Here is a 12,207-nt window from a genome sequence, read left to right as displayed (position 1 = left end):
CGAATTGGCTCAACTATTGCTTTGTCTTGCTATCTTTTAATGGTGTCAAAAATCGGTGAGTAACGGCGATGAATTCAATTGGACTCTACAATAGCTTAGTAAACACGGGATATCCCCAGTCGACAGGTGATAACCAGATTGAAAAAGCTGACAAGGTCACGCCGCTTAGTGAAGTCAGTAAAGATAAAGCATCCGATGCTGGCGCTGGCGAAAGCTTAAATCTTTCTAGTCGTTCTCAAAAGTTACACGCTATTAGCGAACAATTTTTTTCCCATGGTAATTTCAGTCAAATTGATACCAAGGCACTGATTGAAAAAGTGCATGAATTTGGCCTTATTTCAGACGACGAATATCAATCAATGAAGGGCAGTTCTTTATTTAAATCGCGATTTGAAAAAGAAGAAAACAAAGAGCCAGCAAGTTTGGTGGATTACCTACGAGATATCAAAAAAGCCGTTGATAAAACAGAAGAGGGCGCTAAGCCGTCAGCCACTAATATTTCATTGTCTGTCGGCCTTGATAAAGCGATGACCATATTGTCTGATGTCGAAAAAGCCAAAACATCACCTAATTTCAAACAAGATATTAACCAAGCACAATCTGAACTCACCAAACTGGCGAGCAGTGATTCTTTTTCAAAGCTAGGAACGTCATATCAAGAAGCAGTTAAGAGCACTAGTGCAGCGTTAGAAATTATTGAAAAAATTTCACCACAACGGTTATCTAATCCCTTTGTAAATCGTTATTTAGATTTTGCGAGTTAACGATCGAAATTATACCAATTGCATTAAATATTTGCCCACTTGTACTTGTTAAAATGTAACTATTCAGCCTTATCTTCAATAAATACATCTGGAAGCTGATTTTTGAATAGCAATTCAAGGGCTAGGCTTGCAGATACATATTGTTTTCTGCAAGTCGATAAATAGCTTCTGATCAAACAGAACATCTCTGCGCCTTGCATACTTCTAAAGCATCCAGATATTTTTTGATGAACTTTTGTCATCCTAATATCATTCTCGCCTTGATTATTGGTAAATGGGACAGCAGTGCTCGTCAGAAAGCGTAAGACATCATCTTGATAATCTCTTAATCGCTCTAACAATGCTCTGGATTTTGTTCGTTTTAATCGCCCTCGCTGACCTTTTATTCGGCTGTTTTCATCTGGCGCTGGACATTCAATTTCACCTGCGGCTAGTATTTTTTGATATTGCGTTAAGTATTGCCGCTTAGTGTCTTCGTCTAAGTTGGGGTTATCAATTTGATGTTTATTCATGTCCTTCAGTAAGGTTTGCAACGCCTTCGCCCATTGCATGCCATCTTGCTCCCATGCTCTTTCTAACTCTCGGATATGATGAGCATTGCATAAGGCATGTTGGCACTTGGTATATTGATAATACGGTTTCCAATGGTCATGACACAGTACACCACTAAAGTGAGGAAGAATATCGGCGTCATCCATCGCTATTTTTCCTCTTTTTTCATGAGGATAAAAATACGTCCACCATGTCGTTGACGCGCCATGAAGCCATCGCCGTTTTCCGCCGATATTAATACCTGTTTCATCAACATGTAATGTTTGATGAGGGCTTTGTAATGCCGTTTTTATGATATCTTCTGCACCTGATGACTTGACCAGTGCAGCGGCTTGCTCATTAAAGTTAAACAAACTACCCGCACTGACGGGGAGACCGAGCTGGTCGGCAAAGTATTCTTCAATACGATTATAAGGAAGTAATTGATATTGGGATAAGTAAACGGCATGCGCTTTCACACCAACGCCATACTGGATCGGACTGTTAACGCCTTCTGGAAATTCACCCACAAAACGCTTTCCTTGCGCATTTTCCAGAATTTGCGCTTGGTATTCTGTCACCACTTTACTGATGTCGATATCGACAACTTGCCGCTTTTGAAAACCCACCTCACGATAACGTCCTTGAGGTAACATGTCTCGGTCAACTAAAATGACTTCTATCTCATCGGGCGTTTCTGTTTGAGTCAGCGTTTTACCCGTTCGGCCTTTTTGTCCACCCGCTAGCTTATCTGATTTAGCTTTGGTTTGTTTTTCTCGGTTAATATCTTTTGATGGCGGGATACTACTATTTTTACTGTTAAGTCCCAATTTACTGGCAAGCATAACAACGATAACAAGAATAAGCTCGATAGACATCTTCAACGCAGGCGTGAGTGTCTTATCTTCTTGTAACTGAGCTTTAGTTTGCTCAACTATTTCAGTGATGTTGATGCTGTTTAAGTTCATTGAAGCTAGGGCGATTAAGTCATAGCCCTAGCTTGGCATACTGGCAGGATCGGTCAATAGCTAAAAAGGATCCTTAGAAAATAATTTTCCCTAGTGAATAGTTACGTTAAAATTAACTAAAATGGCGTTGCTCTCAATCCTAATAGCCAGCTATTAGTCAATCGAGCGCCTTGTTTTAGCTGATTTTCTCTACGCACAACAAGATCACTTACTTAATGCAATTGGTATTAGAAAACAAAAAACGGCTCCGAAGAGCCGTTTTACATAGTTCCTTATCGTTTATTGGGGAATTAACGATATAAAGGGTATTTTTCACAAAGCTCTTGCACCAAACCTAAAACACGTTGCTCTTCAGCGCTGTTGTCTTCTGGGTTGCTTGCTAGACCATCTAATACATCACCAATCCAGTGACCAATTTGAATGAAGTCTTCTTCACTGAAACCACGGCTTGTGCCTGCTGGCGTACCAAGACGGATGCCTGAAGTAACCATTGGCTTTTCTGGATCAAATGGAATTCCGTTTTTGTTACAAGTGATACCTGCACGCTCTAGACTTTCTTCTGCTGCATTACCTTTTAGTCCTTTAGGACGTAGGTCAACAAGCATTAAGTGAGTGTCTGTGCCGCCAGTAACAATGTCACAGCCGCGAGAGATTAGCGTATTAGCTAATGATTTAGCATTGGTAATCACTTGAGAGATGTATGAGTGGAACTCCGGCTCTAACGCTTCACCTAATGCAACCGCTTTACCAGCGATAACGTGCATTAGTGGGCCACCTTGAAGACCTGGGAAAACCGCTGAGTTAATTTTCTTAGCGATGTCTGCGTTGTTAGTCAAGATCATGCCACCACGTGGGCCGCGTAATGTTTTATGGGTTGTTGTAGTAACAACATCTGCGTATGGCAATGGATTTTGATGATGGTTTGTCGCAATAAGACCGGCGATGTGTGCCATATCAACCATTAGGTAAGCACCTACTTCGTCAGCGATTTCACGGAAACGGCTAAAGTCGATTTGACGTGGAATAGCTGAACCACCGGCAATGATTAGTTTTGGTTTGTGCTCACGAGCAAGTTCTAATACTTGGTCGAAATCAATTGCTAGATCAGATTCACGAACACCGTATTGTACAGCGTTAAACCATTTGCCTGATTGCGCTGGGCGTGCACCGTGAGTCAGGTGACCACCTGCATCTAGTGACATTCCTAGAATAGTATCGCCTGGCGTTAATAGTGCTTGGAATACTGAACCGTTGGCTTGTGCGCCAGAGTGTGGTTGTACGTTAACGAATTCACAGTCAAAGATTTGTTTTGCACGGTCAATCGCTAGTTGCTCAACGATATCTACGTATTCACAACCGCCGTAATAACGACGACCAGGATAACCTTCAGCATATTTATTTGTTAGTGCGCTACCTTGCGCTTCCATTACGGCTTTTGAAACGATGTTTTCAGAAGCGATCAATTCAATTTGTTGCTCTTGACGTTTATTTTCTAATTCGATTGCCATTTGTACGGCACCATCGGTTGCTGGTAAACCTGATGCGAAGAAATGTTCTAGTTCGAATGAGCTGTAATTACTTTTCATAATCGTTCTCTTATTAGGTTGTTTTCCACATAATAGATTAAAAGTTTCCAATTGGAAACCTTTGTTTGTAATTTGTTGAAAACTCTACTGTAGTAAACTTTTTGTTGGGTGTTTCTCCTACGAAATTTTTATGTAACAATTGGCGCTCATTCAAACTTTGCCTAATGCGTGGTACCCAATTAATGACTACTGATATTTACCCTTCAATGACTGTTGCCGATAATGAACAAAAAGAACGTCCGGTAGAAAAGATGCAATTGGGTAAACAAGTCAAAGCAATTCGTAAGCAAAATAATCTGACGTTAGAAGAAGCAGGTAAATTAACGGGATTAGCGCGTTCAACATTATCTAAGATTGAAAACGAGCAAATATCACCAACCTTTGCTGTTATGCAAAAGTTAGCAGCGGGTTTGAATATTGATATTCCGCAGTTATTTACCAAACCAGAAAAAGCACAAGCAACAGGGCGCCGTGATATCACTAAATCAGGTCAGGGTGTTCCTCATTTAACGCCAACTTATGAACATGAGTTGTTATCAACACAGTTAAGCCAAAAGAAAATGATGCCTTATCGTTCTCGCGTTCATGCTCGCTCGTTTGATGATTATGGCGATTGGGTACGTCACGAAGGCGAAGAGTTTTTGCTCGTGCTTGAAGGTGAGGTTGAGTTGTATAGCGAATTTTACGAGCCAACCAAGTTAACGGTTGGCGATAGTGCTTATTATGATACCATGATGGGGCACTGCTTAATTTCGACCAGTAAAGAAGATGCGTTAATCTTGTGGGTAACAACGAGTTAATCCCATTTTACGAGCAATTGACGTGCTATTAACATGGCATCACAATCGTTCGTTTCGCTGCTCGTTTTAAGAAAGCCTTTCTATTATACCAATTGCATTAAATATTTGCCCACTTGTACTTGTTAAAATTAACTAAAATGGCGTTGTTCTCAATCCTAATAGCCAGCTATTAGTCAATCGAGCGCCTTGTTTTAGCTGATTTTCTCTACGCACAACAAGATCACTTACTTAATGCAATTGGTATTATTCTAAATATCCCTAAAACAACCCCATTTGCACATCGGTTATTTGTGCATAGCTGGTGCCGATAAAAGGCAAAATACCGTCAACGATAGGCGCAATTTGTTTGTCGATGTAATGTTGATAATCAATAATGCTCGTTAGGTAGTCCACAGGCTCAGGTCCATTGAGCGTCATAATATAGCTAATGCTGCCTTTGTGTTGATATTGCAAAGGTCTGCCTAGTGCCTTATTTTTTTCATCGGCAAGACGCGCAGCTTTGACTTGAGGCGGTACATTTTTAACGTATTGCGATAATTCACGGCGCAAACGTTTGGTATAGACCAGTTTGTCGTCAAGCTTACCTTGTTTCACATCGTCAATGATTTGCAAGATATAGTCTTTAGGATCTTGTTTATCGAATACTTGTTTATACACCGCTTGTTGAATATCTCGCGACAGCTCTGTCCAATCACTTCTGACACTTTCCAAGCCTTTAAAGACTAACTGACTACCGGTTGGTGTTGAGAGTAGACCTGCGTAACGCTTTTTGCTGCCCAGTTCTGAGCCACGTATAGTTGGCATTACAAATCGTTGGTAGAGGGTTTCAAATTCGAGTTCCATTTGGCAATCTAAATCAAAGTCTTGGCGTAACTTTTCTCGCCAACGTTGATTAATATCCTGAGCTAATTCTCGACCAATTTGATTGGCTTGCTGACTGTCGTATTTATTGCCGACTAAGACGAAAACAGAGTCGGTATCGCCGTAAATTACTTGATGTTTTTCTTCAATCCACTCGGCGGTTTGCTGAATAATTTGATGGCCACGCATGGTAATTGAGCTGGCTAATCGCGTGTCGTAAAAGCGACAGCCGCCTGAGCCTAATACCCCATAAAACGAACTCATTATGATCTTGATGGCTTGAGAACGTGGGCTGTCATTGTCTCTTTTCGCTTGATCGCGCTGCTGCCAAAGGTCAGTGATAATTTGTGGCAAGAAATGCTTTTCGCGTGAGAATTTTGCTTGTTTAAAGCCGTCAATGGCTTGTTCTGGGTTATTCAGTCCTTCAATCAGTCCCATAGGATCGATCTTGAAAGTACGAATGATAGAGGGGTATAGACTCTTGAAATCAAGCACTAGCACATTGTTATAGAGTCCAGGAATAGAGTCCATGACATAACCACCGGGACTTGCTAAACCACCATCTGGCGGTAAGTTAGGAGCAATGTATCCGGCGCGATGCAATTTCGGTAAATAAAGGTTGGTAAAAGCAGCAACAGAGCCACCAACGCGATCAAGCAGCAGGCCAGTTAGCTGACTTCTAAATATGAGAAATTCTAAAACATTGGTGTGGGAAAATATGTCGTTAACTAACGCGCAATCTTCAAGGTTGTAGGCGGCAAGCGCTGGCTTGTCGTGCATGAAATTATGATTAATTTCAGCCATGCGATCATGCACGTTATCGACTAACTTTCCGCGATTAAGCAGTGCGTTGGCGACAAAATCTAAGCTAAAGCTAGCAAAGTGATAGGTGGCAGATTTTAACGAGTCGATACCGTCGACAACCACACGGCCGCCAATGCTGACATAGCCATTGTTGTCGGTATTGGATTCACGCCAATGCGCGAAGCTCTGGCCACGGCCAAGGCGAAGTTTACGACCATGATATTGGGCTCTTTTGATAAGAAGTCTAAAATCAAAGTTAATGACATTCCAACCAATAATAATATCAGGATCTCGGGTTTGGATAGCGACTTCGAGTGCGTCAAGTAACGCAGCTTCATCGTGTACCCATTCTATATAGTCATGGCTTTGCTGGGGCTCGCCAACCATGATCACTTTTTGATAATCACTGGCGTGAAGGCCAACAGAATAAAGTACACCTTTTTGACTACATTCGATATCTAATGATAAGACGGATAGCTGAGGCACATAGTTGCTTGGTCTGACTTTGACTTGACGATATTCCGTATATTCTGGGTGATTTATGGCTTGGCCTGTGAACTCTAAACTGCCACAGATAAAGCGCTCCATTAAAAAGCGTTGGTCGAGCCTAAAATCACTTTCATAAGTCATGATCAGTGCTTGCTTAAGTAAGTAACTTGCACTGCGATATTGACTGATATTATTAAAATAGAGGGCGCTGACGTTTTTCAGTTCAAAGGTTTGCATATCAAGTGATTTGCTATGGCACTCGATGCCTTCGTCACGTAAAACTTGCAATGCTTGCGTTAATTGCCCACTGGCAATAAAGAAAACCGGTTGTTGGTCTTCAATGGTAAGTTTTACGGGGCCTTGTGCTGTTGCTAACCAACAAACGATAACAGGTTTGGAGCCAATGTCTAATGCGTGTTGAGTGAGTAAAAATCCGTGTTGGCTAGCTGAGGCTTGCATATTCATCTAATGGAATTGTCATTTGTTCGTATTATAGCGGCAGAGTTATTGCGGCACTATCTTTTAGTATCGCGTGCTTGTCTTTTAGTATCGCGTGCTTGTCTTTTACTATCGCTTGTTGTCGTTATGAGTCGATGACATTAAGCTTTGTTTTAATGAAATCACTGTGATTGAGGTATAAAAGATCGCTAATACGGCGAATAATGTGTTCTTCATTGTTGTCGATGTCGGCATCTGAATGGGCGACTTGCCATAACTCTTGTAAAAAATGTACCCGTTGTTCGCGATCAAGGTTTTCTTTTAGGATATGGGTAAACTCTTGTAATGACACTGCATTGTGTTGATGGGTTTTCGCTTGCCTTAATAATGCTTGTGCAGTCACATCATCGAGTTTAAAACTATCGCGAATTAAATGCCGTATTTTAGCTTCTTCACTGGTGTGGATGTGGTCATCTGCCGCAGCAACTTCATACAACAGTACAGTCATAGCTAGCTCTAAATTAACCACAGGTTGCGGTGTTTTCTCTGTGATATGGGAAAATAATTGGCCAAGAGATTTAAACATAGCGTGCTCGATTATTTGGATAATAACCTGAGTTTACATTTTTAAACAATAATACCAAGAGAGTCTTTGTAATCAGTTGTGTTATGGCTCACACTTGATTAGGATTAGCTTACTTTATCAACAAAGTATCGGTTAGATTTCTTATGAATATGGACATTGCAAAACACTCACCTACTACCGAGCTTCTATTAAAAGCCAGCAGCCAAGACAATCCGTTAACTTGGCCATTACTTAGTCTATTGGAAGATCAACCACAGCATTGGAAAGTTCACTACTTGGTTACTGCTTTACGTGAAAAAGGCTTGTTGCAAGCCCTTGATGAAGACGAAAACAAAGATTTATTTAAACGTAATTTTTTGACCATGAATGCCCTTTATCAGTTACAACTAATGTTGTTGCCTAATCAATGGTTGCAAGTTCAGGCGATGGATATTTTCCTATCTCGCTCTGTGCCATCTCATGTTGAGCTTGAGTTGCAACACGATGTGGCCCTTAGAGATTATTATCTTGATTGGGATAATTACGATACCAGTGGTGACTTAATTCGTGAAATGTTGAAGTCGTTTTGGCATAAATATAATGACTATATCGGCGAAACATCACCGACGGTGGGTCGCGAACATGCGTTGGAAGTCTTTGGATTAGACAGTGACGCCAGCTCTCGTGACATTAGAAAGCGCTGGCGTAAATTGGCGTTACAACATCATCCTGATAGGACGGGAGGGGATGCCACTAAATTCAAGCAAGCTTGCCGAGCCTGGCAAACATTACGTATTGAATAGTTAGTAGGTGATAAATATACCCAAGCTACATGAAGATGCTCGATTTCAGCAAGTCGAGAAGCGTGCCAAATACTAGGCATAAGATGTGTCGTTAAGTCATTCTCAACAAATATCTTATAACGACGTACGACGGTATGGATACCGGAGCTAGAGCAACGCAGGAGCAGTTGCCGGTTGGTCGCTTATCGCCTTGCCCTTTGGGAGTTCGGGTAGAAAACGACTACCGCGTTATGATTCATAATCAGGGAATAGCCATTAATCACAAATCATGCCTTGTATTCGATTCCTACCCGAGCTCTGAAACATGCATCTTCAAGTGGCTTGGGTATATACTAGCGCGTAATAAAGTGCCACGCTCTGCCTCGTTGGCTACATAAAATGAGTAAGCAAGGTAGTAATAACAACATGTGTACGCTGAGTAAATCGACATCATTTAACGGACTACGCTGCATCAACCCCACTAATAATCCAGCACCACTCATTTGAATTAAACCAAGTAATGCCGCCGCGGTGCCTGCACGATCGCCAAAAGGCGCCAATGCTTTACCCGCACTGGCCCCTAACACCAATGCAAATCCAATAGATGAGCCAATGATAGGGATCATAAACGCCCAGTCAGTTGCAAATCCTTGCAGCGCAAACATGGCGAAACCAGCAATAACTAAACTCGCTAATCCGATGGCTAAGGCTATAAAGCTGCCCACTTTGTCCATTAGTTTAGGGGCCAGTAAACTGGCTGCGATGTTAAACACGGCGTTAATGCCAAACCACCAGGTAAATTGTGTCATGTTTAGGCCAAGCTGATTCATCAGATAGACAGGTGCTGATGTGACATACGCAAGAATAACCGCCATTGCTAGCAGACACATAACGGCATGAAATAAAAACGTTGGGTGATAAAGAACACTTTTATAACGTTGCCAGCTTATAAGATATTTACTGTTTATTGTGTGGTCAGGTCTAGTTTCTCGCATGCCGAACCAAATAAACGCTAGGCTAATAACGCCAAACACGGTCATAAAACTAAAATTGCTACGCCAGCCAAATTCACTGGTGAGCCAACTACCAAGAATAGGGGCCAATGCAGGAATAAAACAAATTGCACCGTTGAGATAACTAATCATGCGGCCGCTTTTTTCTGGTCCAAAACTATCACGGACACAAGCGAACGCCGCAACAGAAGTTGCGCAGGCACCTAAGCCCTGGCACAGACGAACAATAAGTAGTACGTCGATAGATTTGGCAAGGTAAGCGACAACTGAGCAACTGATGTAGATAACAATACCAATTAGTGCGACCGGTCTGCGGCCATAGCGATCGGCTAACGGCCCAGCAAATAATTGGCCTAAACCAAGGCTGAAGATGAACCAAGTGATGGTGTCTTGGGCGAGTGCATTATTAATGGCTAAATCAGTCGCTATTTGCGGCAGGGCAGGCAAATAAATATCGATAGCGATTGGACTAAAAATAACCAGCAATACTAGAATGAATAATGGTTGGGTAGCCGATGATGATTTTTGCTGTGGCATGGTAAGGCTTGTGAACTGAAAAAGGGCTAGTGTACGTGACATCTAACCCTTTTTGTAGTTGCTTTACCTGTGATGGTTAATTTATGAGAGCATGGCCAAGCCTTGTGCTAAATCTTCAATGAGATCGTCAACATCTTCCAGTCCAATATGCACACGAATAACGCGATCTTCTTCAGTCCATGGTTTCGCCGTTCGTAATCTATCCAAGCCATTTACTGGTAGAATGAGACTTTCAAATCCGCCCCAACTAAAGCCCATTTTAAAGTGCTTCAATCCATCCAGCATGGCCGTTATTTTAGCTTCATCGCGACAATTAACCACGAATGAAAATAGGCCGTTGGAGCCACTAAAGTCCCGCTTAAAAAATTCGTGTCCTGGACATTCTTCAAATGCAGGGTGCAACACGGTTTTTACGATAGGGTGCTGTTTTAGCCATTGTGCAACAGTTAGCGCACTTTGTTGATGTTGTTTCATACGCACTGATAATGTGCGAATACCACGCAGTGCCATGTAGCAGTCATCAGGGGCTGCACATTGACCCAGCAGGTAGCTGTTTTCTCGAAGGCGCGGCCAATGCTTTTCATTGGCGACCGCGGTACCGAGCATGGCATCTGAATGGCCGACGATGTATTTAGTGGCAGCTTGAATTGATATATCGACACCGTAATCAAAGGGTTTGAATAATAATCCGCTGCCCCAGGTGTTATCGAGTACAACCGTGATGTCATGCTGATGTGCCATTTTAGATAACGTCGGCACGTCTTGTATTTCCATGGTGTTTGACCCTGGAGACTCTAAAAATAACATGCGAGTGTTCGGTTGGATTAATGAGTCAATATCTTTACCAATCATTGGATCGTAATAGGTGGTGGAGATCCCAAGATTTTTAAGCATGTTGTCGCAAAAGGCGCGAGTCGGCTCATAAGCCGTATCGACCATTAATAAATGATCGCCGTGTTTTAAAAATGAAAGCAGGGCACTGGTGATGGCTGCTGTGCCACAAGGATATAAAGCACAACCTGCACCACCCTCTAACTCTGTCATTGCTTTTGATAATGCAAAGGTGGTCGTTGTGCCGCGACGCCCATAAAATAATGTGTCACCTGCGCGGTTGGCCGTTGCATGCTTCATGTCGCTGACGCTATCAAACACCATGGTTGATGCACGTTGCACTACAGGGTTTACACCGCCTTGTGTCCATTTTTCTTCACGGCCACTATCAATTAGTTGGGTATCAGCTTTCATTGGTAATCCTATCTAAAGACGTCTAGATGTCCATTAAACATGAAAGCGAAACAGGATGCACCAAATTATTTAGTTTATTTGGGTATGACTAAGATTGATGTTGATGACAATGACGCTTGGTCGAAAGATAGCCACATTGCGCTAGCCAGTCGAGCGCTTTTTCTTGACTGGAAAAATGGTCAATTGCAATGTGAGACTCGTTGTCATCAATACTTGAACTATTTAGTTTAAATTAATCATGGAGTTACTGCCGACAATGGCAGTATGGGCTCTATTGTTGTTCTTGCACCAGAGCTCAAAGTCTTTTGCTATTGCTTCTGCTTCTTGTGTCGCCAATTTCCGTTGACTAACGTCAACAATCGCTGCCCATGCTTTATTTAACAATGGCGTGGCTTTTAATTTGTACTCATCAATAAAGTGCTTAATGGTAATGTCGTTCCAGCTGCCATATGACTCGCTAATGAGCACACGATGATCTAGTTGAATATGATAACTACCATGACCTAATTTCTTTGGCATCATGATTCTCCAACTACGTTACAAAAAGTTTACTTTGTAAACAGGAGATCGGATTGAAGTAAACGCAGATTGTAATTGCCAGAAAAATGATACCAATTGCATTAAGTAAGTGATCTTGTTGTGCGTAGAGAAAATCAGCTAAAACAAGGCGCTCGATTGACTAATAGCTGGCTATTAGGATTGAGAGCAACGCCATTTTAGTTAATTTTAACAAGTACAAGTGGGCAAATATTTAATGCAATTGGTATGACATCGACTTTGGGCTAGTCTTATTGAAAAGTTACTTAGTAGATCAATGATTATTG

11 protein-coding genes are annotated in these 12,207 nt (G+C 41.9%); 4 read left to right on the top strand and 7 right to left on the bottom strand.

Annotated features, from left to right (window positions below; translation table 11 throughout):
* The first annotated feature begins 68 nt into the window (after nt 1-68).
* Nucleotides 69-764 carry a hypothetical protein gene (locus ACMAZF_RS14640; protein ID WP_435274517.1) on the top strand — a complete coding sequence of 232 codons (696 nt, stop codon included), beginning with the start codon at nt 69-71 and terminating at the stop codon, nt 762-764.
* A 59-nt stretch (nt 765-823) separates the two neighbouring features.
* On the opposite strand, the gene tnpC is transcribed toward ACMAZF_RS14640, so the two are convergent.
* Both tnpC and glyA read right to left on the bottom strand, forming a co-directional pair.
* On the bottom strand, nt 824-2,263 hold the full coding sequence (gene tnpC, locus ACMAZF_RS14635) for an IS66 family transposase (RefSeq protein WP_435274516.1): 1,440 nt from the start codon (nt 2,261-2,263) through the stop codon (nt 824-826).
* Nucleotides 2,264-2,553: 290 nt separating this feature from the next.
* Nucleotides 2,554-3,849, bottom strand: coding sequence for a serine hydroxymethyltransferase (glyA, locus tag ACMAZF_RS14630; protein ID WP_435274515.1), 1,296 nt, complete (start codon nt 3,847-3,849; stop codon nt 2,554-2,556).
* A gap of 182 nt (nt 3,850-4,031) precedes the next feature.
* On the opposite strand from glyA, the gene ACMAZF_RS14625 reads away from it, so the two are divergent.
* Nucleotides 4,032-4,649: a helix-turn-helix domain-containing protein gene (locus ACMAZF_RS14625; protein WP_435274514.1), complete on the top strand. Its 618-nt coding sequence runs from the start codon at nt 4,032-4,034 to the stop codon at nt 4,647-4,649.
* A 258-nt stretch (nt 4,650-4,907) separates the two neighbouring features.
* Here ACMAZF_RS14625 and ACMAZF_RS14620 read toward each other — a convergent pair whose 3' ends face one another.
* Nucleotides 4,908-7,268 (bottom strand): DNA polymerase II, encoded by a 2,361-nt coding sequence (locus ACMAZF_RS14620; protein WP_435274513.1) that lies wholly within the window; start codon nt 7,266-7,268, stop codon nt 4,908-4,910.
* A gap of 118 nt (nt 7,269-7,386) precedes the next feature.
* Nucleotides 7,387-7,827, bottom strand: a complete 441-nt coding sequence (locus ACMAZF_RS14615) for a TerB family tellurite resistance protein (protein ID WP_435274512.1) — start codon at nt 7,825-7,827, stop codon at nt 7,387-7,389.
* A gap of 149 nt (nt 7,828-7,976) precedes the next feature.
* Here ACMAZF_RS14615 and ACMAZF_RS14610 point away from each other — a divergent pair, with 149 nt between their 5' ends.
* Nucleotides 7,977-8,609, top strand: a complete 633-nt coding sequence (locus ACMAZF_RS14610) for a DNA-J related domain-containing protein (RefSeq protein ID WP_435277257.1) — start codon at nt 7,977-7,979, stop codon at nt 8,607-8,609.
* Between the two features lie 332 nt (nt 8,610-8,941).
* Here ACMAZF_RS14610 and ACMAZF_RS14605 read toward each other — a convergent pair whose 3' ends face one another.
* Both ACMAZF_RS14605 and ACMAZF_RS14600 read right to left on the bottom strand, forming a co-directional pair.
* Nucleotides 8,942-10,180, bottom strand: a complete 1,239-nt coding sequence (locus tag ACMAZF_RS14605; RefSeq protein WP_435274511.1) for a multidrug effflux MFS transporter — start codon at nt 10,178-10,180, stop codon at nt 8,942-8,944.
* 39 nt (nt 10,181-10,219) lie between these two features.
* A complete protein-coding gene (locus ACMAZF_RS14600) occupies nt 10,220-11,383 on the bottom strand; it encodes a cystathionine beta-lyase (RefSeq protein ID WP_435274510.1) in 1,164 nt (387 codons plus the stop codon).
* A gap of 39 nt (nt 11,384-11,422) precedes the next feature.
* Between ACMAZF_RS14600 and ACMAZF_RS14595 the strand changes: the two genes are divergently transcribed.
* The gene (locus ACMAZF_RS14595; RefSeq protein ID WP_435274509.1) at nt 11,423-11,614 is read left to right on the top strand and encodes a hypothetical protein; all 192 of its coding nucleotides are present in this window, start codon (nt 11,423-11,425) and stop codon (nt 11,612-11,614) included.
* Here the strand turns inward: ACMAZF_RS14595 and ACMAZF_RS14590 are convergent.
* A complete protein-coding gene (locus ACMAZF_RS14590; protein ID WP_435274508.1) occupies nt 11,606-11,905 on the bottom strand; it encodes a hypothetical protein in 300 nt (99 codons plus the stop codon). The genes ACMAZF_RS14595 and ACMAZF_RS14590 overlap by 9 nt on opposite strands.
* Nucleotides 11,906-12,207 lie beyond the last annotated feature (302 nt).

The sequence above is a fragment of the Psychrobium sp. nBUS_13 genome (assembly GCF_051201665.1).
Lineage (GTDB): Bacteria > Pseudomonadota > Gammaproteobacteria > Enterobacterales > Psychrobiaceae > Psychrobium.
This window is presented reverse-complemented; position numbering and strand designations above follow the sequence as displayed.